Source organism: Pseudoalteromonas ardens (assembly GCF_030125445.1).
Taxonomy (GTDB): domain Bacteria; phylum Pseudomonadota; class Gammaproteobacteria; order Enterobacterales; family Alteromonadaceae; genus Pseudoalteromonas; species Pseudoalteromonas ardens.
The window spans coordinates 59,118-83,048 of sequence record NZ_JASJUV010000008.1 but is presented as its reverse complement, the minus strand read 5'-3'; the positions used below and the strand labels follow the sequence as shown (position 1 = coordinate 83,048).

17 protein-coding genes are annotated in these 23,931 nt (G+C 47.4%); 12 read left to right on the top strand and 5 right to left on the bottom strand.

The genetic code is table 11. From position 1 onward, the window contains the following. Window positions 1-66: 66 nt before the first annotated feature. Entirely contained in the window at window positions 67-1,581 is a 1,515-nt protein-coding gene (locus tag QNM19_RS20180) for a leucyl aminopeptidase (RefSeq protein WP_284027139.1), read from the bottom strand. Between the two features lie 275 nt (window positions 1,582-1,856). Here QNM19_RS20180 and msrA point away from each other — a divergent pair, with 275 nt between their 5' ends. Next, on the top strand, window positions 1,857-3,077 hold the full coding sequence (gene msrA, locus QNM19_RS20175) for a peptide-methionine (S)-S-oxide reductase MsrA (protein ID WP_284027169.1): 1,221 nt from the start codon (window positions 1,857-1,859) through the stop codon (window positions 3,075-3,077). Window positions 3,078-3,100: 23 nt separating this feature from the next. On the opposite strand, the gene QNM19_RS20170 is transcribed toward msrA, so the two are convergent. After that, window positions 3,101-3,292, bottom strand: coding sequence for a hypothetical protein (locus tag QNM19_RS20170; RefSeq protein WP_049865634.1), 192 nt, complete (start codon window positions 3,290-3,292; stop codon window positions 3,101-3,103). 201 nt (window positions 3,293-3,493) lie between these two features. Between QNM19_RS20170 and QNM19_RS20165 the strand changes: the two genes are divergently transcribed. Further along, a complete protein-coding gene (locus QNM19_RS20165) occupies window positions 3,494-4,417 on the top strand; it encodes an ABC transporter substrate-binding protein (RefSeq protein WP_284027138.1) in 924 nt (307 codons plus the stop codon). A gap of 95 nt (window positions 4,418-4,512) precedes the next feature. Continuing rightward, on the top strand, window positions 4,513-6,819 hold the full coding sequence (locus QNM19_RS20160) for a methyl-accepting chemotaxis protein (RefSeq protein ID WP_049865637.1): 2,307 nt from the start codon (window positions 4,513-4,515) through the stop codon (window positions 6,817-6,819). Window positions 6,820-6,824: 5 nt separating this feature from the next. Here QNM19_RS20160 and QNM19_RS20155 read toward each other — a convergent pair whose 3' ends face one another. Further along, entirely contained in the window at window positions 6,825-7,847 is a 1,023-nt protein-coding gene (locus tag QNM19_RS20155; RefSeq protein WP_049865638.1) for a LacI family DNA-binding transcriptional regulator, read from the bottom strand. A 388-nt stretch (window positions 7,848-8,235) separates the two neighbouring features. On the opposite strand from QNM19_RS20155, the gene glk reads away from it, so the two are divergent. The 7 genes from glk (at window position 8,236) to QNM19_RS20120 (ending at window position 17,854) form a co-directional block, all read left to right on the top strand. Further along, window positions 8,236-9,252: a glucokinase gene (glk, locus tag QNM19_RS20150; RefSeq protein ID WP_049865639.1), complete on the top strand. Its 1,017-nt coding sequence runs from the start codon at window positions 8,236-8,238 to the stop codon at window positions 9,250-9,252. Window positions 9,253-9,266: 14 nt separating this feature from the next. Then, window positions 9,267-10,280, top strand: a complete 1,014-nt coding sequence (locus QNM19_RS20145; protein ID WP_049865640.1) for a LacI family DNA-binding transcriptional regulator — start codon at window positions 9,267-9,269, stop codon at window positions 10,278-10,280. Window positions 10,281-10,540: 260 nt separating this feature from the next. Continuing rightward, window positions 10,541-12,394: a phosphogluconate dehydratase gene (gene edd, locus QNM19_RS20140; protein WP_284027137.1), complete on the top strand. Its 1,854-nt coding sequence runs from the start codon at window positions 10,541-10,543 to the stop codon at window positions 12,392-12,394. Between the two features lie 23 nt (window positions 12,395-12,417). Then, on the top strand, window positions 12,418-13,038 hold the full coding sequence (locus QNM19_RS20135; RefSeq protein ID WP_010385361.1) for a bifunctional 4-hydroxy-2-oxoglutarate aldolase/2-dehydro-3-deoxy-phosphogluconate aldolase: 621 nt from the start codon (window positions 12,418-12,420) through the stop codon (window positions 13,036-13,038). 17 nt (window positions 13,039-13,055) lie between these two features. Next, window positions 13,056-14,060, top strand: a complete 1,005-nt coding sequence (gap, locus tag QNM19_RS20130; protein ID WP_010385360.1) for a type I glyceraldehyde-3-phosphate dehydrogenase — start codon at window positions 13,056-13,058, stop codon at window positions 14,058-14,060. 203 nt (window positions 14,061-14,263) lie between these two features. Beyond that, window positions 14,264-15,691 (top strand): YfcC family protein, encoded by a 1,428-nt coding sequence (locus QNM19_RS20125; RefSeq protein WP_049865757.1) that lies wholly within the window; start codon window positions 14,264-14,266, stop codon window positions 15,689-15,691. 288 nt (window positions 15,692-15,979) lie between these two features. After that, window positions 15,980-17,854: a S8 family serine peptidase gene (locus tag QNM19_RS20120; RefSeq protein WP_049865756.1), complete on the top strand. Its 1,875-nt coding sequence runs from the start codon at window positions 15,980-15,982 to the stop codon at window positions 17,852-17,854. Window positions 17,855-18,432: 578 nt separating this feature from the next. Here the strand turns inward: QNM19_RS20120 and QNM19_RS20115 are convergent. Beyond that, window positions 18,433-20,649, bottom strand: coding sequence for a TonB-dependent receptor (locus QNM19_RS20115; protein WP_049865755.1), 2,217 nt, complete (start codon window positions 20,647-20,649; stop codon window positions 18,433-18,435). A 486-nt stretch (window positions 20,650-21,135) separates the two neighbouring features. Here QNM19_RS20115 and QNM19_RS20110 point away from each other — a divergent pair, with 486 nt between their 5' ends. Both QNM19_RS20110 and adk read left to right on the top strand, forming a co-directional pair. Beyond that, window positions 21,136-22,035 carry an EamA family transporter gene (locus tag QNM19_RS20110; protein WP_284027136.1) on the top strand — a complete coding sequence of 300 codons (900 nt, stop codon included), beginning with the start codon at window positions 21,136-21,138 and terminating at the stop codon, window positions 22,033-22,035. 198 nt (window positions 22,036-22,233) lie between these two features. Next, window positions 22,234-22,878 carry an adenylate kinase gene (adk, locus tag QNM19_RS20105; protein WP_010385354.1) on the top strand — a complete coding sequence of 215 codons (645 nt, stop codon included), beginning with the start codon at window positions 22,234-22,236 and terminating at the stop codon, window positions 22,876-22,878. Between the two features lie 74 nt (window positions 22,879-22,952). Here the strand turns inward: adk and cmoB are convergent, their stop codons facing one another. Then, on the bottom strand, window positions 22,953-23,921 hold the full coding sequence (gene cmoB, locus QNM19_RS20100) for a tRNA 5-methoxyuridine(34)/uridine 5-oxyacetic acid(34) synthase CmoB (protein WP_284027135.1): 969 nt from the start codon (window positions 23,919-23,921) through the stop codon (window positions 22,953-22,955). Between the last annotated feature and the right edge of the window lie 10 nt (window positions 23,922-23,931).

Below are 23,931 nucleotides of genomic sequence, written 5' to 3'. Positions count from 1 at the left end.
GAGAGCTGACCACGGCTAAAAAAAAGCCATGCAAGGGTTGCATGGCTCTCTTCGGTTGGGATTGAGTTAGTTGCTTAACAACCATTCACTCAGCAGGCGTACACCAAACCCGGTGCCACCCGGAGATACTTCACCTTTACCTGTGGTAGTCAGTGCGTTTCCGGCAATATCAATATGTAACCAGCGCGTGTCACCGGCAAAGTGCTGCAGGAATGAGGCCGCGGTGGTTGCACCCGGGCCGCCAGAGCCAATGTTGGCAATATCCGCAATATCAGATTTCAGCATATCTTTGTAGCCCAGAGGAAGTCGCCATAGCGGCTCATTGACAGCTTTGCCTGCAACCGTAAATTCCGTGACTAGCTGATCATCGTCTGAGAATACGGCTGCGTAGCGGTTACCGACAGCACGGATTTTCGAGCCTGTCAGCGTTGCCAAATCAACCATCACTTCTGGTTTGTAGTAGGTGCGGGCATACCACATAGCGTCACTCAATACTAAGCGGCCTTCCGCATCGGTGTTGAGGATTTCGACACTCAGACCTTCTGCTGTACGTAGTACGTCCCCAGGTGCGATAGAGTTCTCTGAAACCATGTTCGCGGCCATGCCCATCACGGCAACCACGTTCACATCAGCTTTTGCCAGTGCCATAGCCTTCACGGTACCCAGTACCGCAGCAGCGCCGGCCATATCTGATTTCATGCGGGCGATAGATTTACCTGTTTTGATGCTATAACCGCCAGAGTCAAACGTGATCCCTTTACCAACCAGTGCGATTGGGGTGTCGTTATTTCCTTTGTAATGGGCTACAACCAGGCGTGCACCTTCTTTACTGCCTCGGCCAACACCTTCCAGGGCGTTCATTCCCAGAGACTTAAGCTGCTCGGGTTCCAGGATCTTGACTTCAACACCATATTGCTCAAGTTGTTTTGCGGCATTTGCAAAATCAACTGGCGTCATTTCAGTCGGAACTTCTGAGGTCAGGTCACGCGCCAGAAACACACCCTGCTCGATATAGCTTAAAGTGGTGTACTCGGTCTGGGTCTTACGCTGGTCATCGACACTCAGGCTGTAGGTCATGCTGTGCGTGTTAGGTTCTTTTTTGTATACCTCGAAAGTGTGGTCGCGTAGATTTGCACCATGTGCATATTGTGCAGCAAGCGCATGGTTACTTAGCTCCCCATTAACGCCTTTGAATGCCACACTGACGGTGCCGGCTTCTTTTTTCTCCAGTTTGGCATGCAGGTTACCACCAAGCTTGGCCATTTTGGCGCTATCCAGCTCATCGCGCTCACCAAGACCGACGACAAGAATGCGCTTGTGCTTGGAGTCCACAGGCGCTAATACTTCTACAACCTTGCCGTATTCACCTGTAAATTTGTCTGCTTCAAGTGCTTTAGAAAGCTGTTTACGGGTATCTCTGTCAAGAAATTTAAATGCATTGCTTTGCTCGCTGTCCTGAAACACAACCAGCGCATCGGTTTTTTCGTTCAGTTTATTGGTGAACTGGATGTCTGCGGCCAAAGCCGATGCTGAGCCGAAAAGTGCGACGCTGAGTGCGCAAAGACGAGTAGATAATGACATTGATTAAACCCTCAATAACTAATTTGGGTTTTGTTTTACCCTAAACCATCAGATTAATTAATTAAATGTCGTTGAATGACACAGAATCATAGTTAAAGTGCGGGCTGGCAGGTTTTTTCCCTGATAGTGAAAGAGCAGTCAGGGTTTCGCGGTCTCAGTAGACAACAGATATTTATTTAAAGGATACCGGAGTGAATAAACGACTAATTCTGGGATTTACGCTGATGAGTGCCGCAAGTCTGGTGAACGCTGGTGAAGTCTCTGTCAACAGCACAATGCCTGAACAAGCCAGCTCACATATCAAAACTTTGGTTTTGGGGTCAGGGTGTTTTTGGGGGGCAGAAAAACGCTACGAGGCTTTGCCCGGTGTGATAGATGCTGAATCCGGCTACGCTGATGGTCGTGGATTTAAAGCAAGTTACAAAGCAATTACGGCACCCAGCAGGCGTTTTGATCCTAACAATTACGCTGAAGTAGTGCGGGTCACTTATAATGCCAGTCGACTCTCGACCGCATCATTGCTTAAAGCTTATTTTGAAAGCCATGACCCGACTCAGAAAAACCGTCAGGGCAACGACATAGGTACACAATACCGCTCGATAATACTGTATACCGATAAAGCGCAAAAAGAACAGGCTATTTCGTTAACTGAGCAGTATCAGGCATTGCTGACGAAAGCTGGATATGGCCAAATCCAGACCGAACTTAAACCGCTCGCAGCATTCGTTCGAGCAGAAGAATATCATCAGAATTACCTGGTAAAAAACCCCAATGGGTATTGCCCGGATCACAGTACGGGTGTCACTTTTATCGATATAGCAGAGCAGCAAGTTAACAATGACGCTTTGTTAACGGGCAAGCACGTGGTTGTGATTGATGCGCCTTACTGCCCATATTGTGACAAGTTTAAGCAGCAAGTCGTGAACGACTATCAGGGCAGCATTCCTTTACATTATCGCCGTGCCAGCCAGTTGCAGGGGCTGAGTATTATGTCTGCGACCTGGGCGACACCTACTATTTTATTCCTTGAAAATGGTAAAGAAGTTGCGGGGTTTCAGGGTTATATGAACCGTAAGGAGTTCTATCAGGCGCTGGGCGCATTTAAATTGGGTGACAGCGACGCCTTTAAAACCGCGTTTGAACAGGGCACAGACAGACCGTTTTGTAAGCAATATGACTTGTTCAAGAAAACAGGGGATGGGGTCTTTGTCGACAAGCTCAGTGGGCAAGCTTTATTTGATACGAAAGACAGGTTTAATTCGGGCACTGGCTGGTTGTCATTTAAGCACCCGGTCGCAGACAGCGTCACTTATCATGAGGATAATAGCCATGGTATGCAACGCGTTGAGATCCGGTCCAGTTCATCCGGAATTCATCTGGGTCATGTGTTTGCTAAGGAAGGGCCCGGCGGAAGCGATCGCTACTGCATCAATGCGACCGTATTAGAGTTTAAATCAAGACAAGATTATCAGGCAAGTCACGCTTCATCTGACTGAGTAACTTGGTCTGAGCTAAAGGACTAGCACCCGATAGCCTGAGACAGCGGGCAATTGTTGATAGACTCTTCCCAGCAAAAGCGGTTTTCGGTAGGTGCACAGTTATTGAAATAGCTTTTTGGACGACCTCCTGCCACCTGTGGCGTCGCTTGCATTGCCAGTGCTTTGTCTGTACTGAGTCTTTTGATGCTTTTTTTGTTTAAATTGAGTTTCATTTTGATATTCCTTTTAAAAAACGCGTAATGTTCATTTGTTGAACAATATTCACGTTAGTACAGTTGTAACAATGTTGTAAAATTGTTTTTCATGTGTATTTGTAAATAATTGTGTCACAGAAAAGACATGTGATGAGGAGGTACGACAGAACGATTTTATAACTATACTGAAGAGACCTGTATTTTGACTTCGGTCTTACTATGCATCGTTTGTTCTGTGTTTTGATTCTGGCATGGTCGTTGTCGCTGAGGGCCACGCAGCCAGTGCAAATCCTCTACAATGACTGGACCAGCCAACAGGTTCTGTCCCATATTGTGGCAGATATTTTTACGGAGCTGGGTTACCAGACTGAATTTATCGAAGCCAAAACGGATGGCCAATGGTTCTTACTCAAAGCCGGTATGGCAGATGTACAGGTTGAAGTGTGGGAAGGCACCATGGCGGATAAATATGCGCAGCTGATGCAAAGCCAGATCATAGTCGACCTGGGGGATTATGCGCTTAAAACCCGAGAGGATTGGTGGTATCCACTGTATGTCAAGCAACATTGTCCCGGGCTTCCTCATTGGGAAGCACTGATCCAGTGTGCGGAGGTATTTGCCCGTCCTGGTTCCCAGGGTAAAGGAGTGTATATTGCAGGTCCGTGGGAAAAGCCAGACAGAGCCAGGATCCGGGCACTGAAGCTGCCATTTGTTGTGGAACAAGTCGACAGCGGTGAGGCCCTGTGGAAAAAGCTGGCCATTGCGCACAAAATTAAACAGCCCATTCTGATGTTTAACTGGACGCCTAACTGGGTGGGTGCTGTGTATCCAGGTGAGTTTGTTGAGTTTCCGGACTTTGACGAGCGCTGTGAAACTGAGCCGGGTTGGGGCGTGAATCCCAAGTTTTTGTTTGACTGCGGCAACCCAAAATCTGGTTGGCTAAAAAAAGTGGTTAGCACGCTATTTGTTGAACAACACCCTTGCCTGGCGGAGGGGTTGCGTCAGTTCAATATGACCGGCGCAACGCTTGAACAGCTTGCTGCTATGGTAAATCTGGAGAATTTCACCCCAAGCCTGGTTGCTAAGCACTGGCTGGAAAATAATCAGGCACAATGGCGCAAATGGTTTGTTAGCTGCCGTTAATCTACGATATTGATTAAAAAGCACAACATAACTGGTATTCGTCTATTCTTATATAACCTGTCGGGATTATAAGTCAGGATGACGCTGGAGGTGCCATGAGCATCAAGTTAAAACTCATTGTAAGCGTCTCAGCTCTGGTAACTGTTGTACTCATTATATTGTCAATTAGCGTGGGTATCATCACACAAAAAGATGTTGCCAGCACGCTAACTATGCAGATCCAACACCGATTAGTTGGACTTAGGGACGCAAAAAAAGAACAGTTAACGGCGTATTTTGATTTTATCAATGGTCAGCTACTGACTTTGGCCCAGAGTGAGGCTACCCGCGATGCAGCAGTGCGTTTTACCAGTGCTTTTAAGCATACGGGGGAATTACCAGATGAGCGTGCGCTTGAACGCTATTATCGTGAAGAGTTCGGGCAGATCTTTGAACGAAGAAATGGTACTCCAACTGATACACTGAGCCTGTTGGATGCGTTGGACGCACCAGCAAGGTACTGGCAGGACAAATATATTGCACAAAACACGCACCCTTTGGGCAGCAAAAATGCCCTGAACAGCTTGCATGATGGCAGTGAGTATGACAGTGCGCATCGTCTTCACCACCCCTTTTTCAATACCTTTTTAGCCCAGTTTGGTTACTACGATATTTTTATTGTCGATGCACAAAGCGGCCATGTGGTTTATTCCGTATTTAAGGAGTTGGATTACGCAACGTCTTTGCTGCGTGGCCCATACGCACAAAGCGGACTTGGCGCCGTTTTCAGAGCTGCCAGAACATTGCCAGAAGGTGAAGTGGCCTTTGCTGATTTTGAGCCTTACTCACCGTCTTATAATGCGGCTGCGTCTTTTATTGCAACACCTATTGTCAGAAATAGTGAAACCTTGGCTGTGTTGGTTTTTCAAATGCCAATCGACAGGCTTAACGACATCCTCACTTACCAGCAGAATTGGCGGGCCAGAGGACTGGGAGAATCGGGTGAAACCTATCTGGTAGGGAGTGACTTCAAAATGCGGAGCATGAGCCGTTTTTTACTGGAAGATAAAGCGAGCTATCTACAGGTTTTGGAACAAGCCAGGGTCGATCCGGCAGTTATCGCCGCGATAGATAGGTTCGATACTTCGGTGGGGTTACAGACGGTTCGTACGCAGGCAGTAGAAGCGGCATTGTCTGGACAATCTGGTTTTGCCATTATTCAGGATTATCGCAATGTGGCGGTGGCATCAGCCTATACGGATGTCGAAATTAATGGCAAAACCTGGGCATTAATGAGTGAACTAGACCAATCCGAAGCCTTTGCGGATGTCGCAGAAATTACCAAGCAGATCACAACGGTAGCCATAGTTATTACGGTCGTGTTGATCATTATTGCATTGATTATTGCATGGGCGATGGGCAATGTCATAGCGACGCCCATTCAAAGAATGAGTCATTTCATTAATCAGGTTGCGACTTCTTTGGACTTAACCCTAAGATTTGATGAATCAGGTAATCAGGATGAACTGGGGCAGGTAGAGCGTGCGTTAAATTCCATGTTTGAGACCTTTTCAGATACTCTAAATCAAGTTAATGCCAATGCAGAAACATTGTCCAATCAGATGGCACAACTTCAATCGAATTTCACTGAGTTGACAAACAAGAGCGATAACCAAACGGATCTAACCGTACACATAGCAGCAGCGATGGAACAAATGGCCGCAACCTCAGAGGATGTGGCTAAAAATGCGCAATACACCAGCGAGGCCAGTCATGATGCGGTCAGTGCTTCACGGCAAGGTAAGAGTAATGTTGATAAGAATATGCAATCGTCCCGAAGTCTGGAGCAGGCGATGGAGCTCACTATGCAGCAGATGTCCAGCCTACAGGAACAATCAAATAACATTAGTCAGGTACTTGAGGTTATTCAGACAATTGCTGAGCAAACGAATTTGCTGGCATTGAACGCTGCAATAGAAGCGGCCCGAGCGGGTGAGCAGGGGAGAGGGTTTTCTGTTGTGGCGGATGAAGTTCGCTCCCTGGCACAGCGAACACAGCAATCGACTGAGGAAATCAACCGAATGATACAGAGCCTTCAAAGTGGCGCAGCGAGTGCGATGTCAGCAATTCATGAAGCACATGCTTTAACGGAAAATAACTTATCGTCGACGGATTGCACGCGTGACTCTTTGCAGCAGATTAACGACCAAATTTGCAAAATTGAGGCGTTCAATGAGCAAATGGCTACAGCCGCCACTGAGCAAAGCGCAGTGGCCAAGGACGTTACCCAGCAAATATCGGACATCACAACATTGGCTCAGGCGAACTGTGTCATCCTCACTGAGGTTAATTCAATGGCAAGTGCTGCCGATGAAGATGCACTATTGCTTAAGCAGCAGATCAGCAAATTCCACCTGGAATAAGGTTATTACGCGGATCTCCGCACAATCAGCTTAGGTGGTAACAGGGTATCTGTGACGGCTTCTCCTTTAATTAAAGAGAGCAGGTTATTGACCAGCATCTGACCGGCCAGCGTTGTATTCTGTTGCACCGTAGTCAGGGCGGGTGAAATAAAGTTGGCGGCAGCAATGTTATCGAAGCCAATAACCGCAACATCATCAGGCACTTCTTTACCTGCTTCTTTGAGTGCTTTGAGCGCGCCAATTGCAATGAGATCGCTGGCTGCGAATAACGCGTCAAATTGAATATTATTAGCTAATAAGGACCGGGTTGCATGATAACCCGACTCCTCAGTTGAAATCGCATTGGCGATTTGGCGCTCTGATAATACACAGTCATTGGCGATCAGCGTATCTCTAAACCCTTTGAAGCGAGCGAAAAATTCAGGGCTGTGCTCTGATGCGTCACCGACAAAAGCATACTGAGCGCGATTTTGCTGCAACAGATGTTCCGCTGCCAATTTACCACCACCATAGTTATCACAGCTGACCGTCAAATCCTCACGGCCATCGACTGTCGCTCCCCAGCAAACAAATTTGGTATCCTGAGTGAGCAATTGCTGAAGGCGAGACTGGTAGTCCATGTAGTCACCATATCCAAGCAGAATGATACCGTCGGCACGGTGGCTATCCTCATAGTCTGCTCGCCAATCCTGACTCGTGGACTGAAAGGACACCAGCAGATCATAGCCTTGCTTTGCACAGGCACGGGTGATGCTGCCCAGCATATTAAGAAAAAACGGGTTGATTTGTGATTCATCACCGGTTGGGTCTTCAAACAGTAACAAAGCCAGTGTGCTGCTTTGCTGAGTACGCAGGTTACTGGCGTTTTTGTCGACTTTATAGTTGAGCTCCTTTGCGACTTCCCAGACGCGGCGACGTGTCTCTTCATTGACCAACGGGCTGTTTCTCAGCGCACGCGACACTGTAGACTGGGAGACGCCCGCAAAATGGGCGATATCAAAAGAGGTGGCTTTGCCTTTAGGTTTCATAGTGCATTGGTTCTGAGTGATAACCTGATTATTGTCAGCAAATGAATAAAATTTGCAAGCTTAATATCTCTGTTTCCTCTTTAGTAACATATTTGACTGATTGTACTGTCACTATAACGTATACCACAAATAGAATTGGCGTGAAAACACGCAGTTGGCATACGCAGCACCGATCTGAACAAAATTTTTATTGCCTCCATCTGACACCGGTGTCATAATGTCACTGTTTTATCATTTTGTTGTCAAAACGTATTTAGCTGTCCTTTCGGGGACAGCCTTTTTTCAGCTGAACGTGCAAAGTTAACTAGCTGAATCTTGGCATCATCACCCAAGCCAGTTACCTTGGAAGCTGTGCACTCAGTGCACCCAGATAAAAGAGAAAAACAACATGAGCCAGACAACACCTCATAGCTCGAATGACACAGGACAGGCCTTTGAGCCAATTGTCGTCGCGGATATTGGCGGTACCAATGCCCGCTTTGCCGTCGTAACCCACTACGAATCGAGCAACAATCAGTTTGTTATTAGTCATCAGTCTACGTATCCCAGCGCCGAATTTCCCTCTTTTGAAACTGCCATTAGCCGTTACCTCAATGAACTCCCAATAGCCAAACCAACACGCGCGTGTTTAGCCGTTGCGGGTCCCGTTAAGGCTCAACAGGTTTATCTGACGAATCTCGGTTGGCAGTTTAACAGTCAGGATATTAAACAGCAGTTCGGTTTTAATGAATTGGCTGTGATCAATGACTTTGCAGCCTTTGCTTACGCAGCGCCGTATCTAGACCCAAAACAAAATATAGAAATTAAATCGGGTCAGGCACAGGCCGGCGCCAACATCGCGGTTATGGGACCTGGCACTGGCTTTGGTGCCGCATGTCTGGCCAGAGACATTAATGGTAGTGCTGTGATGAGCTGTGAAGCTGGTCACATTAGCCTGGCTGCAGTGACCGAGCTGGACCAGCAATTGTTGGTGGCTCTGAAGCAGGAGATTGCACATGTCTCTGTTGAAGAGGTGTTTTCGGGGCGTGGATTGGCACATTTATATCAGGCCATGGCTAAAGTAAAAGGCCATACTGCAGAAAGGTTGAGTGCTGCACAGATCAGTGAACGCGCATCAGAGTGTGAGATCTGCGATGCCACGTTGAATCATTTTTGTGACTGGATTGGCAGCGTAGCTGGCGATCTGTCGTTAACGTTTGGTGCGCTTGGAGGCGTATTTATTGGTGGTGGGATATTGCCGCGAATGGCAGAGCGACTCAAATCAAGCCAGTTTGTTGAGCGTTTTGTGACTAAAGGGCCTATGAGTCAGTACGCAGGCCAGATCCCAGTCACCTTAGTTGTGCAGGAAAATATTCCTTTGATTGGTGCCGCAGCGTGTTTACATGAGCGTGCGAGCATCAGATAGTCAGGATAAGTGTAATGAAGAAAGTGACCATTAACAGTGTCGCACAGTATGCGGGAGTCTCGAAAAAGACGGTTTCTCGAGTGCTGAATAATGAACCTAACGTCAGCCCGGCGACCCGTGAAAAAGTACTCAAGGTGTTCAAAGAGCTGGACTATCGGCCAAACCCGATAGCTCGGGGGCTGGCGCGTAACAAGAGCTTCATTATCGGCTGTCTGTATGATAACCCGAGTAAAAGTTACATCACTCGGGTGCAAAGCGGTGCGTTAGAAGCGTGTCATAAACACAATTACAACTTGCTGATCCACCCATGTGAGCTCAGGGGGGAGGCGTTAATTGACAATATAGATCAATTGCTGACGACGTCTCGCCTCGACGGGTTGGTGTTGACGCCGCCATTTTCTGATTCAAGGGAATTGATAGAGTTTCTTAAGCAGAAGCAAGTCAATTACGCATTGGTGGCTTCTGCAATTCAGGATGATGACTCTATTTCTGTATGTAGCAACGACGAGCAGGGAGCGTATGAGCTTACCGAGCACCTGATTACGCTTGGGCATACGGACATTGCATTTATCAAGGGGCACCCGGATCACAGTGCCACCGAAAACCGATTTAACGGTTATAAACGGGCGCTCGAACAGCATAAAATCCCTTTACAAGAACGGCTTGTAGCTGAGGGTAACTTCAGTTACCACTCGGGTGCAGATAGCGCTAAGGCCATACTCGATCTGACACCTCGTCCCTCCGCGGTGTTTGCTTCGAACGACTACATGGCTGCAGCTGTCCTTAAGCTGGCAACCCAACGGGCGTTGCGAGTGCCGGAGGATTTGTCTATTGCCGGGTTCGATAATGCACCTATTGCCAGGCATATCTGGCCGGGCCTGACGACCATTGCACAGCCAGTCGAAGAGATGACCCGGCAGGCGGTTGAGCAACTGATACTGCAGATTTCGGAGCCTCAGGAAGAGGTTTATCATTGTGTGCTGGAAGCGCGTTTAATCACCCGTGAGTCAACAGCACAAAACCACTAAATCCCATTTTTATACTTGCCCAAAGCCCGGCCATTACTGGTCGGGCTTTTTTGTTTGTTATTTGTTCATTTGTGAATTTTAGACTAAATTTAACGTAAGGGTTGACACCGGTGTCAGAAACGTGAGTAAATATAGTGACACCGGTGTCAGGTTGGGGTGAGAGACAACCTGATAGCGTACCTTTGAACGGGTAAATCAAAGCTGCTCAGTACAGGGAGAGCTGTACTGAGCCTTTTCCTCTAACAATAGAGAGTTGAATTATGTTGCATCCTCGAATTCATGAAGTCACTCAACGCGTTATCACTCGCAGTCAGCAATCTCGTCATGCCTATCTTGAGCGTATCGAACAAGCAAAAAAACAAACTCGAGTCAGAGCCGGACTAGGCTGTGGTAACCTGGCACACGTGATGGCAGCCTGTTCGAGCAGTGACAAAGCCAGATTAAAAGCCGATGAGCAGCCAAACCTGGCCATCATCAATGCTTACAACGATATGTTGTCCGCCCACGTGCCTTACAAAGAATATCCGGATCAAATCAAAGCGATTGCCGAAAAATACGACGCAACCGCACAGGTTGCGGGTGGTGTACCGGCAATGTGTGACGGTGTAACACAGGGGCGCGATGGCATGGAACTGTCGTTATTCTCACGTGATGTGATTGCAATGTCGACAGCGGTTGCACTCTCACACGATGTGTTTGACGGTGTGTTCTGTCTGGGTGTGTGCGACAAGATTGTTCCGGGACTGTTGATTGGCGCATTATCTTTTGGCCACCTTCCCATTTACTTCCTGCCTGCGGGACCGATGCAGTCGGGTATTCCAAATAAAGAAAAGGCGCGTGTCAGACAAAAGTTTGCACAGGGCCTGGTGAGCCGCGAAGAGTTACTAGAAGCGGAAAGTGCGTCTTACCACAGCGCCGGTACCTGTACTTTCTACGGTACCGCTAACTCAAACCAAATGTTGATGGAAATTATGGGTTTGCATTTACCGGGCAGCTCGTTCATCAACCCATACACTGAACTGCGCGAAGGCCTGACAGCCAGCGCGGTAGAAACCATGCTGAAGCAACTTCAGGGTGATGGCAAAGTAAATAGTCTGGCGGAAGTGGTCAGCGAGAAAACCGTGATTAACGGATTGGTTGGCCTGTTAGCGACGGGTGGTTCAACTAACCACGCCATTCACCTGGTTGCGATGGCAAAAGCGGCCGGTGTCGAAATCACGTGGAAAGATATGGCTGACTTATCGGAAGTTGTGCCGCTGCTGACGCGCATTTACCCAAATGGTTCGGCGGATGTGAATCACTTTCAGGCTGCCGGTGGTATGGGATTCCTGATGCGTGAGTTGCGTGATGCGGGTTACCTGCACAATGACGTGAAAACCATTGTTGGCGAAGGCCTGGATGCATACACCAAAGAACCTGTTTTGGATGTCGATCCTTCACTCATCATGACGGACAGCAAGGGTCCTGCAAAAGTGAAGTGGATTGATTGCCCGGTAGATTCACTGGACGAAGAGGTACTCAGACCTGTTTCTAACCCATTCAACAATCAAGGTGGCTTACAGTTACTGAGTGGAAACCTGGGTAAATCAGTGATTAAAGTGTCGGCTGTTGCAGAGCAACATCAGGTGGTGTCGGCACCTGCCAAAGTATTTAGTTCACAAGCCGCACTGCAAGAAGCTTATACGCGAGGCGAGCTCAACCAGGACTTTATTGCCGTTATCAAAGAGCAAGGTCCTAAGGCTAAAGGGATGCCGGAATTACACAAATTGACGCCGGTCATGGCGAGCTTGCAGGATGAGGGCTTCAAGGTTGCTATCGTGACAGACGGCCGTATGTCAGGCGCGTCAGGCAAAGTGCCTGCGGCTATCCACCTGGCTCCGGAAGCCGTTGAAGGTGGCCCGATTGCGAAAGTACGAGAAGGCGATTTGATCACATTAGACGCACCAAAAGGTGAGCTGCTACTGCATGTCAGCGACGAAGAGCTTGCCCAGCGCGAGATTGAACTAACGGAAGTTGGTCCAACCTTTGGTACAGGCCGTGAGTTATTTAGCGGCTTTAGAAATATTGTCAGCAGCGCCGATTTAGGTGCAAGTGCATTCGGCATAGAAGAATAATAGCAACTGGGAATGAGGACATTATGAGCATTAAAGAGATTTTATCAGCGGCACCGGTAGTACCCGTTATTGTTATTGATGATTTAGAAGATGCCGTGCCATTAGCGCAGGCATTATATCGCGGTGGTCTTCGCGCATTAGAGGTGACATTGCGTACGCCAGTTGCTGCACAAGCAGTAAAGGCGATGAAAGAAGCGGTACCAGAGGCCTATGTAGGCACAGGTACTGTGGTCGACAAAGCCTCGTTTGACGCTTCTGTTGAGGCTGGTGCTGACTTTATGGTGAGCCCGGGTGTCAGCTCAGAATTGCTGGCGCTGGCAAAAGAATCTGATATCCCGTTTCTGCCTGGTGCGGCGACGCCTAGCGAAGCGATGGAACTGGCAGCGCAGGGCTTTAAGTTTCTTAAGTTTTTCCCGGCAGAAGCCGCAGGTGGCACGGCAATGCTGAAATCAATCGGTGGTCCTTTACCACAGGTGACGTTTTGCCCAACAGGTGGGATCAGCTTAGCAACAGCACCCAACTATCTGGCACTGAGCAATGTAATCTGTGTTGGTGGGACCTGGATGCTCGATAAAACACTTATCGCAAACAAAGACTGGCAAGCCATCGAAGCGCTTGCTCGACAAGCAAGTGAAGTAAACTAATTTAGGGGAATAGGGTTATGATTAATATTGCAATTAATGGCTATGGCCGTATCGGTCGAAATGTACTGAGAGCACTTTACGAATCAGGTCAAAATGATCAAATCAAGATTGTCGCGATCAATGATCTGGCACCTGCACAGACTAACGCACACCTGACTCAGTTTGACTCTGTACATGGACGCTTTAACTTCCCTGTTGAATTGAAAGACAACACGCTGATCGTTGGCGAAGATAAGATCACGCTTACCCAAGAGCGTGACCCTGAGCAATTACCATGGCGTGATCTGAATGTCGACATCGTGCTTGAATGTACGGGTTTGTTTACTTCGCGTGAAACTGCAGGCAAACACATCACTGCGGGTGCAAAGAAAGTCATTGTGTCTGCGCCTGGTACGGATATGGATGCCACTGTTGTACACGGTGTGAACAGTGATGTGTTAAATGCAGACAGCACTATTATTTCGAATGCGTCTTGTACGACTAACTGTCTGGCACCTGTTGCGAAAGCACTGAACGATACCATAGGCATTGAGCAGGGCAGCATGACCACCATTCATGCATATACCAATGACCAAAACCTGTGTGATGTCTATCACAAAGATTTATATCGTGCGCGTAGCGCCACACAATCTATGATCCCGACTAAAACTGGTGCGGCTAAAGCAGTCGGTCTGGTGCTGCCTGAGCTGGCGGGTAAACTGGATGGCATGGCAGTACGTGTGCCTACCGTCAATGTCTCTGTGGTTGACCTGACCTTTATCGCTAAACGTGAAACATCTGCTGCGGAGGTCAATGAAATCCTTCAGGGGGCTGCAGAAGGTGCAATGGCAGGTATCCTCGAATATAACACTTTGCCGCTGGTATCTGTGGATTTCAATCATAACCCGGCTTCTTCAGTCTTTGATGCGACGCAGACAAAAGTGGATGGAAAATTGGTTAAAGTTATGGCCTGGTATGACAACGAGTGGGGTTTCTCAAATCGTATGCTTGATCAGGCAAAAGCATTGGCTGCGTTCCTGTAAGTAGCACGCTTAACAGCAATTTAAATTCTTGCGTCATTTTAGCCCCACACCATGTGGGGCTTTTTTGTACGCGCTTTTTAATGCAAAGCGGCGTATTTACCTTTTTTAACGCCAAAGTTGGTTTATTAGGCGCGTGGTGTTTGCACCTTAGGGTTGATTTTTATTACACTGCGCACAATTTTAATTAACGACAAAGAAATAACATGAAAGAAGGGTTTAAAGTACCTCATACGCTCATCCTGCTATTGTCTATGATGCTGGTGGCATATATTGCGACCTGGCTGGTTCCGCAAGGTTTCTTCGACACCGTCACGCTCGATAATGGCCGTCAGGCTGTGGTGCCCGGCACTTATGCACTTGCTGAAGCACAAACTCATTTAACGCCCATGGATTTTCTGGTCGCCATTCCGCGCGCATTTGCTGCTGCACAAGATGTTATTTTCTTTGTTTTCATTGTCGGTGGTGTTCTGTCAATTGCGCGTGCAACGGGTACCATTGATGCCTTGATTGGCCGCTTGCTTGAGCGATTTGGTCATAAGCCAAATATTTTGATTTTTATGGTGGTGTTTTGTTTTGCTCTGGCATCCGGCGCCATTGGGACTGCGGGCGAATATATTCCCTTTGTCCTGATTCTGGTGGGGTTGTGTAAAGCAATGCGCCTTGATGCGATGACAGCCGTGGGCATGGTCGTGGCAGGGTATGGGATTGGTTATGGTGTGTCAGCCTTTAACCCATTTACCGTGATGGTAGCGCAAAAGGTTGCTGATATTCCGGTTTACTCAGGTATTGAGCTACGTCTGGCGATTTTCCTGCCGTTCGTTTTAATTGGTTTCCATCACGTATGGAGCTATGCCAAAAAAGTACAGGCAAACCCTGAATTATCCCTGACGAAAGGCCTGCCTTGTCCGCTTGCTGGTTCAGCAGAAGCAAATTACCCGATGCTTAATAAGCGCCACCAAATGATCTTGTTTGGTCTAGTTGCTGCCATTATCACGGCTGTATGGGGTATTTCTCAAAAGGGCTGGTATCTGTATGAGCTGGGTGCGGTGTTTATCTCCTGGGGTATTTTCACAACGTTAGTGGGCCAGATTGGTGCTGACCGCGCTGCAAATGAGTTTATTGAAGGTGTGAAAGATCTGGCAAGTACTGCCATCCTGATTGGTGTTGCAAGGGGCATTGCGTTAATTATGGAAGATGGACAGATCTTGCATACCCTGGTTTACGCTATGTCGTCGCCGCTGTCACATTTAGGTGCTGAGCTGGCTGCGGTTGGTATGTTTATTATGCAAACACTGTTGAACCTGTTTATTCCTTCGGGCAGTGGTCAGGCATATGTCACTATGCCGCTAATGGCACCGGTTGGTGACATCATTGGTGTGTATCGTCAGGTTGCTGTGCTTGCATACCAGTTTGGTGATGGTTTCTCTAACATGATTATTCCAACCAACGCTGTGCTGATGGGTATCATCGGAATGGCCGGCGTACCTTATCATTTATGGTTCCGATTCTGTCTGCCGCTATTCGGCAAGTTGATGCTGGCTGCGTCAGTGGTATTGGTGCTTGCGGTTACATTTGGTTATGGTGAAGATGTACAGCCAAAAGTGAGTGCAACGACACAGGTGCAATCGTAATATCTATCTGCTCGCAGAGTATCCGCTCTGCGAGCAATCTCTTCTCTCACAGCCCAGCTCCCTCTAAACCCTCATTATCCTAATTAATGATATATGTTGTCGCTAATTCTAGCTTTCAGTTTGTTACCTACCCAGCTTGTTGTTTTTTGACGTAGCGCACAAACTAGGTTTTGGGTATTTTTGTTACCTTTTGTGTTTTTTTGTAAATACATTTTTGTATTTTTGTTCTTGACAGTGGAAAAGTTGAAGTGCTAGTAATAGATGTGAACCCAAAAAAGGAACTGTACAATGAAAATAAAGAAACAGCCTCTTGCTTGTCTTATCGCGACACTACTCAGTGTAAGTGCTTCTGCAACAACTGATCGTGACTATCAACACCGCTGGCTTGATCCAAATGGGGATCCTATGCTTGCATTGCAGTGGAACTTACTAAATTCTGGTGCACTGGCAAATACCCAGTCTGGAATTGACCTGAACTTGTGGCAGACGCATATCTGGGGTCACAAAGGACAGGATATTCTGGTAGCAGTCGTGGATTCGGGTGTTGACATGGAACATGCAGACTTAGATGCCAATACGGTAGATGACCCCTTAATTAATCCACAACCTAATGCTGGTGGCGATCATGGCACTATGGTGGCGGGGATAATTGCTGCTGTACAAAACAACATCGGGGTGCGTGGAGTTGCGCCAATGGCAAAGGTTACGGCATTTACCAATTATGGCGGAACCTTCGAAAGTCATGAGCAGTGGAAGATAAGTCATGGTTACGATGGTGACCTTTCGGATAACTCAACCACAGATCGGATCCGTATCTTTAATAAAAGTTATGGTATGAGCCCGTCGGTGAGTCTGCCCTATACTTTTTCAAAAACCATTCAGGATAGCCAGGGCAAAGATATCCTGATGTTTAGCCAGCCTGAGCAGGAAAAGGTTTATGAAGCGGTCTCTCTGTCCACTGAAGAGGATCCCCGCACTGCAGTCTACGTGCAGGCAGCCGGAAATTCATATCGGGATTCCCGCGTTCACTATTTTACAGATACTGGATTAGACTTTTTAGGTTACAGTTTTCCCGTCGGCGGTAATTATGGCTTACCCTGGACAAACGGCAACTCACTTTATACTCCTGCAAACTTCTGGAACCTGACAGTCAGTGCACTGAGTGCCGATGGTGTGTTGTCTGAGTATTCGACGGTGGGGAGTAATGTGTTTCTGACCGCCCCGGGTGGGCTTGACAGAGGTACCCCTGGTCATGCGACCACGCGTATTTCATGTGCCTGGTATCAGGAAAACTTTGATGCAAACATCGATTGTAGTGGAAGCGATGATTTTACAGTGTTTATGAATGGTACATCGTCCGCGGCACCAAATACGTCGGGCGCTATTGCGTTGCTACTTTCTGCCGCGCAGCAACAGAATCATGACCTGACACCCCGTGACATCCGTCATCTCCTGGCGCGGACGGCGACAAAAGTGGACCCGACGCGTGCCGACATCGACGTGAATGGCATTACGGCATTTGAAGGGTGGAGTACCAATGCAGCAGGGCACACATTCTCACCTTACTATGGCTTTGGTTTGATTGATGTAGATAAAGCGACAGAGCTGGTGCGCCGCTATGCAATCGAACAACTCCCTTCTGAGTTGGTTAAGACGCCCTGGTATGGGCTGAATGACGCTGTGAATGCAACCATTGTGGATGATGCCAGCCAGACGACAACAGCAAGCATTAAAGTAACCGATGACTTGTTTATAGAAGGTGTTCAGATCCGGCTAGATGCACGACACGCACGTATTTCAGATTTGAAAGTAGAGCTGGAGTCACCGAATGGTACCCGCAGTATCCTGATGTCACCCTTTAATAACCTGGTAGGGCAGCACCTGGGCTTACCAGAGCAGTCACCCGGTAGCCAGGATGGCTATACAGATCATTTGATGCTCAGTTACAAGTTTTGGGATGAGAAAGCCAATGCAGGCGATGGCCAGTGGAAGCTACATATCACAGATATGAGTAACGAAACCCGGGCTTTTGGGATCTTTGACTTCGTCAATGGGAGTCAAGTCCATCAGGTAGAGAACAACCCAGAGGCTGGTGTATTACAAGGCTGGTCTATTCGTATTCTGGGTCATAAAACGAAAGTAACGAAGAAAAAAGCGCTGTAAATTCAGCACAGTGGTTGCAGAGCAACCAGTAAACCAAAACGCCGTGTCTCATAGAGGTGCAGCGTTTTGGTTTGTGTCGTTTTAAATCGGCTAGTCTAATTTAAGCTCAAAACTACCTGTCTTCTTTGCTGGTTGACTTTCTCACCTTCGTTTACTTTGATAAGCCATTCTGTTTTCTTTGACTGGCGTATCGCCACCGTCGGAACCTCCGCCGTATGCAGTAAGGGATAGGCCCATCGTGATGTCTAATACCAATTTCACGGAGCAAAGATGACGCTCACTGTGTTAAAAATTTCTCATTTTGAATCTTTACCTAAGGTATAAATTCGCAAAATTTTGGCTAGTTATCGAACATATTTTCTCGCCTCAAAATAGAACACTTAATTAAGAAAATTGGTATAAAAAGCGCTTTTTATTGGGGAAGCATCTCATTTTGAAGCATACTGATAGCTGCTTTAAAAGCCGGAATGTTGGTGATTTTTGAGTTATGTAAACAGTAGTGATTAATGAGTGATTGTAAATAACGGGGAAGGCAGGCTACCAGCCAGTAACTGGCAGCCTGTAAGAGGTTATTTTGGTTAGAATGTTGCGCGGTAACGAACACCAAACTCGCTGGCATCATTGCTCTTGATTACCAGGATATAGTCACCGGTATTCAGGCGTGCATCATCATAACGCTCATCAAAGATGTTACGACCGTACAAAGAAATATCCCAGTTGGTGTTAGCTGGTGCGTAAGAGATATCAAAGTTTACTGTAGTACGGTCATCGATTTGAGTCATGCGGCGCGGATCTGAACTTGGCTCACCATACATGCTGTCGCGGTATGAAATATCAAAACGTGTGTTGACGGTTGCATTGTTACTCAGTTCAAATTCGTAAGATGGGCTGATAGAAGCGGTCCACTCAGGTGTGAGTGGGGCAACCGGCTTAATGCCGTTTTGCTCTTCCACATCCACATCCATGAAGCCGAAGCTTGAATGCAGGGTAAAGCGGTCTGTGACATAGTAGGTGCTTTCAAATTCGATACCGCGTGATGTCTGTTCAACAATCAGGTTGTTTGTGTCGAATCCAGAGTCCGTTACTACGTTCACCTGATATGGCAGGTCTTCATATTCGGTATTGAAAAACGCCACACTCATGCTGAAGTCGTCAGTCAATTGACCTTTAAAGCCGGTTTCATAGTTGATTGCACTGATGTTTTCACTTGCCATGAAAGCATTATTTGCACGTACAGCAGCAGCGGCATTCGGGTTGTCAAAACCGCCTTCGCCGAAGAACTGACCGATCAGGAAATACGGGCGAGCAGGGTACTGACCAGACTGATAACCAGTTTGAACCGTACCGTACCAGTTCAGACCATTTTCAAAGGTATAGTTGGCAGCTGCTTCCCATGAAATCTCATCCCAGTCTTTGCTTGATGAAATGGTGCCAACAGGGTCAAATACGTTAGTTGATGCTTCTTTTTCATCTTCTGTGTAACGCACACCACCGGTCAGACGCAGATCATCAGTCAGGTCATATCCCAGGTTGAAAAATACCGCGCGGCTGGTGGTTTCCTGATCCAACTCAAGCTTAGTTGGGCCACCGTCAAAGCTTGCTTCGTCTGAACTCTGGCGGTTGCTGCCTTCTTCATTAAACCAGTACAGACCCGTTACGAAATCCGCGCGACCCAGGTAGCCAGTTAGTTGCAGTTCAACAGACGTCTGATCAGCTTCACCACGTTCTGGATAGTGATCGAGCGCGATAGCTGTACCATCATCATCCAGGCCCGCTTTGTACTCTGAAGAGCGTTTGCTGAAGATAAACTTAGTGCCAAAATCGGCATTGATATCGTATTCGGCAGTTAATGAGATACCGTTTGCTTTGTTTGAAACGGTAGCAGTCTCTATGCTGCTGGTTGCATTATCATACGGGTCGGCGGCGACCATAGAGTTGCGCAGGCCTGCTTTATATAAACGGCCTTCCGGCATTTCATCGATTAAAACAGTAAACGGACGTGTACCACCTTCACCGTCATTGGCGTCAGCAGTCAGGACCAAACGTAGATCATCAGTGGGCGTGTATTTTACGGACATACGACCGTGGAATTCCTGATTCTCACCTACATCGTATTCAGCATTTGGCAGGTTAGTAAATTCACCCAGTCCACCGCGACGGTTAAAGCCCATATTAAAGTTGAACGCCAGCTCATCAGTCACGGCCTGGTTAGTGAACATGCTTGCTTTGATGCGGCCTCGCGTACCTGTTTCCGCGCTAACCTTAGTCACTGCTTGCTGGTCTGGCTGCTTAGTGATGATGTTAATGGCACCACCAATTGAGTTACGGCCATATAAAGTGCCCTGAGGACCACGCAGTACTTCAATACGCTCGATATTAGCAAGGTTCCAGTTTTGACCTACCTGGCGACCTAAATATACACCGTCTACATAGACACTGACACCTGGATCTGTGGTGATCAGGTGGTCTTGCAAGCCGATGCCACGAATAAATGGGTTTGCAGATGAGTTATGACCTGCAGAAAAGCCTGTGATATTCAGGTTTGGAACAAATTTGCCCACATCAGTGATGTCAGAGATACCTTGCGCATCCAGATCATCTCCTGAGAATGCACTCATAGCGATCGGTACTTCATAGATAACCTGTGAACGTTTGGTCGCGGTTACTGTGATGGCTTCGATTTTTGATTTCTCAGCTTGTGCTTCTTCTGCTAAAACGGGGGCAGATGATAAGCCGGCCATTGCCAGTGCCATGGCGGTTGCGATCGGAGTAAGATTGCGTGCTGTGGTGCTCATGTATGTTCCTCAAGTTAGAAACGGTTAATTTTAAATCTCGTGTGTGGTGGTTTCTGCGAGGGAAGTCGCCAACCGGGTTGAATTGCTATCACTGAGCTGGCTTTTGACATTTATAAAATTGACGCGCACAAAAAAGCAATCACCATATGGGGACTGCATGACTTTTATTTACAAGAATTTTAAAAATGAAAGGCCAGCAAAAGCTGCTATTCGGTTGGGCGTGCATTCTACAATGGAATGAAATAATTTTGCAATAAAACTTGGTTAAATTTTTTTATTTTGCTCTATTTTTGCATAGTATTGTCTTTGTATTCGGTAAATTTACATGAATGTACCATTCTTGTAAAAATCCTCCAAAACCAATTTTATTATGTCTAAATTTGCAATTATATTCTCTGCCCATTTTGATTTGCTCCTGTAACCTGTGCTAGCGTTGTAGTTTGGACCCGAAATAGGGTGTGACCGTCTCAGGTGCAGGAAGGAAGTATGGATTTTAAAAGTATCATGTGTGCACTGTTTGTGGTGACAGTGTGGGGGGTTAACTTTTCAGTGATCAAACTGGGGCTGGAAGAGTTGCCACCTATTTTATTCTCCGGCTTGCGCTTTTTGATTGTGGCCATTCCTGCCGTGTTTTTCATTCCCTTTCCCAGGACCTCTGTATTGCATGTACTTGGGGTGGGTTTGTTTCTCGGTGTCATCAAGTTTGGCTTGTTATTTATTGCAATGGAAAATGATGCCTCAGCAGGCATTGCCTCCTTATTACTTCAGGCACAGGTGGTGTTTACGATAGTACTGAGCGCACTGGTACTGAAAGAGCAAGCTAGTCGGTTTCAGATTGTCGGCGCCGTCATTGCATGCACTGGGTTTGGGCTGTTCTTTATGAGCCAGACTGGTAGTGTGACTTTGCTGGGGATAGCATTAATACTGTGTGCGGCCTTAAGTTGGGCAGTGTCGAATCTGATTATGAAGCAATTACAGCAAGTTAACTTATTACATTTCATGGTCTGGGTCAGTGTGGTGGTCCCTTTACCGCTGTTTGCCTTGTCCTATTATCTTGAAAACGATACGCCAATAAGCCTTGTTCTAAGCAGCAGTAGGCAGACCTGGCTGGCTTTACTTTATGTTGGGCCTGTTTCAACTTTGTTGGCATTTGCACTGTGGGGCTGGCTGCTTGGCAGGCATCGCGCTGCTGTAGTTACCCCGTTTGCGTTACTCATTCCTTTGGTTGGCATCGTGAGTGCAAACGTGATCCTAAACGAGCAGGTCGACACATTTGAGTTGATTGGTGGTGCTGTGATCCTCTGTGGTCTGACATTTTCCGTTTTAGGTGAGCGGCTATTTCAATTCTTTTCAAACACAGCGCCAGTAAAGCGAAAAGTCAGCTGACAAATTTGCCAGAGCGGGTGCAGTTAAATTGACCAGTTGTCTTTACTAATTCGAATATTACGACTTGGTGGGCGAATTTTGTTCGTCCTGTAGCAATCAGCGCTAGACAATTGGTCTAAGTCCCTTGAGTATCCCAGCTCAATGTGAAAAAATTCGACACAATTAAAATCCAGTTAACTCACATACGAGGAACACACTATGCGCATTATTTTGCTAGGCGCGCCGGGTGCAGGTAAAGGCACTCAAGCTCAATTTCTAATGGAAAAGTACGGTATTCCACAAATTTCAACAGGCGATATGCTACGCGCTGCGATCAGCGAAGGTACGCCGCTGGGTCTGGAAGCCAAAAAAGTGATGGATGCAGGTCAGCTTGTATCTGATGACATCATCATTGGCCTGGTAAAAGAGCGCGTTGCAAAAGAAGATTGTGCGAATGGTTTCCTGCTAGATGGCTTTCCACGTACTATCCCTCAGGCAGATGCAATGAAAGAAAATGGCATTGCTGTTGATCACGTTATCGAGTTCGACGTTGCTGACGAAATCATCGTAGAGCGCATGAGCGGTCGCCGCGTGCACCCGGCTTCTGGCCGTGTGTACCACGTTGTGTACAATCCACCAAAAGTGGAAGGCAAAGACGATCAGACAGGTGAAGATCTGATCATTCGTGCTGATGACACAGAAGAAACAGTGCGTAAGCGTCTTGGTATCTACCACGACCAGACTAAACCACTGGTAAGCTACTACCAGTCAGAAGCGGATGCAGGCAATACTCAGTACCACAAACTGGATGGTACTCAAGCTGTTGAAGCGGTAAGCCAGCAACTTGCTGAGCTATTAGGCTAAGTTAGCCGTTAGAGTAAATTAAAAAAGCCAGCTGTGATGCTGGCTTTTTTGTACCCAATGATCAGGCTAATGATCTAGGCTTTTGCGACAATAATTGCTCTGAGCGGAGCCGGGTAACCCTCAATGGTCTTACTGGGGTCGTTTGGATCCAGGAAGTCGGCAAGCGATTCGGTTTGCATCCACTCGGTACGTCTTTGTTCATCCAGCGAGGTCACGTCTTTGTCGACCACCTGTATGTCTTTAAAGCCAACACGTTGCAGCCACAATGTAAGCGCATCACAGCTTGGAATGAACCATACGTTGCGCATTTTTGCGTAGCGATCTGTGGGTACCAAGACGGTGTTAACATCACCTTCGATGACCAGAGTTTCAAGTACCAGTTCACCACCTGGGCGTAACTGAGCTTTCAGCTGAGCCAGGAAGTCAATGGGGGAGCGGCGATGATACAAAACACCCATTGAGAAGACCGTGTCAAAGGCTTTTAATTCGGGAAGCTGCTCTACACCCAACGGCAGCAGGTGGACATTGGGGTCCGGATTGAAGTGTTTGATCGCCTGAAACTGACTCAAAAACAGATCTGAAGGATCAATGCCCACGACAAATTCAGCCCCCGCGCCGCGCATTCGCCACAGGTGATAACCAGAGCCACAGCCGATATCTAACACATTGCGGCCATGTAACTCGCTGATATGAGGCAATAAGCGATCCCATTTCCAGTCGCTGCGCCACTCGGTGTTTATGTCGATACCATGAACATGAAAAGGGCCTTTGCGCCATGGCATCATACGTTTGAACAGATGTGTCAGCTGCTTTTGATGCCCGTCAGAAATCGGGGGTTGGCGAGTAAAAGAGACTTTGCTCTGAATATCAACCTGATCAGCAGGTAAATCAGGCAGGTTTTTTAGTACTTTTTCCCACTGTGGCCAGTCGCCATGCTGCGCTTCTTTTTGCCAATGAGACAGCTGAGCCGGCAATGTTTCCAGCCAGTGACTGAGTGGGCTTTTTGCAATGGCGGCGTAAAAATCGGTAAACCAGGAATTCATAGTCTCTCTC

Coding starts and splice junctions, on each gene's coding strand:
- QNM19_RS20160 (WP_049865637.1), top strand. CDS start 4,513: ATGAGCATCAAGTTAAAACTCATTGTAAGCGTCTCAGCTCTGGTAACT.
- QNM19_RS20115 (WP_049865755.1), bottom strand. CDS start 20,649: ATGAGCACCACAGCACGCAATCTTACTCCGATCGCAACCGCCATGGCA.
- QNM19_RS20155 (WP_049865638.1), bottom strand. CDS start 7,847: ATGAAACCTAAAGGCAAAGCCACCTCTTTTGATATCGCCCATTTTGCG.
- gap (WP_010385360.1), top strand. CDS start 13,056: ATGATTAATATTGCAATTAATGGCTATGGCCGTATCGGTCGAAATGTA.
- QNM19_RS20180 (WP_284027139.1), bottom strand. CDS start 1,581: ATGTCATTATCTACTCGTCTTTGCGCACTCAGCGTCGCACTTTTCGGC.
- QNM19_RS20135 (WP_010385361.1), top strand. CDS start 12,418: ATGAGCATTAAAGAGATTTTATCAGCGGCACCGGTAGTACCCGTTATT.
- glk (WP_049865639.1), top strand. CDS start 8,236: ATGAGCCAGACAACACCTCATAGCTCGAATGACACAGGACAGGCCTTT.
- msrA (WP_284027169.1), top strand. CDS start 1,857: ATGCCTGAACAAGCCAGCTCACATATCAAAACTTTGGTTTTGGGGTCA.
- QNM19_RS20125 (WP_049865757.1), top strand. CDS start 14,264: ATGAAAGAAGGGTTTAAAGTACCTCATACGCTCATCCTGCTATTGTCT.
- QNM19_RS20110 (WP_284027136.1), top strand. CDS start 21,136: ATGGATTTTAAAAGTATCATGTGTGCACTGTTTGTGGTGACAGTGTGG.
- QNM19_RS20170 (WP_049865634.1), bottom strand. CDS start 3,292: ATGAAACTCAATTTAAACAAAAAAAGCATCAAAAGACTCAGTACAGAC.
- adk (WP_010385354.1), top strand. CDS start 22,234: ATGCGCATTATTTTGCTAGGCGCGCCGGGTGCAGGTAAAGGCACTCAA.
- QNM19_RS20120 (WP_049865756.1), top strand. CDS start 15,980: ATGAAAATAAAGAAACAGCCTCTTGCTTGTCTTATCGCGACACTACTC.
- QNM19_RS20165 (WP_284027138.1), top strand. CDS start 3,494: ATGCATCGTTTGTTCTGTGTTTTGATTCTGGCATGGTCGTTGTCGCTG.
- edd (WP_284027137.1), top strand. CDS start 10,541: ATGTTGCATCCTCGAATTCATGAAGTCACTCAACGCGTTATCACTCGC.
- cmoB (WP_284027135.1), bottom strand. CDS start 23,921: ATGAATTCCTGGTTTACCGATTTTTACGCCGCCATTGCAAAAAGCCCA.
- QNM19_RS20145 (WP_049865640.1), top strand. CDS start 9,267: ATGAAGAAAGTGACCATTAACAGTGTCGCACAGTATGCGGGAGTCTCG.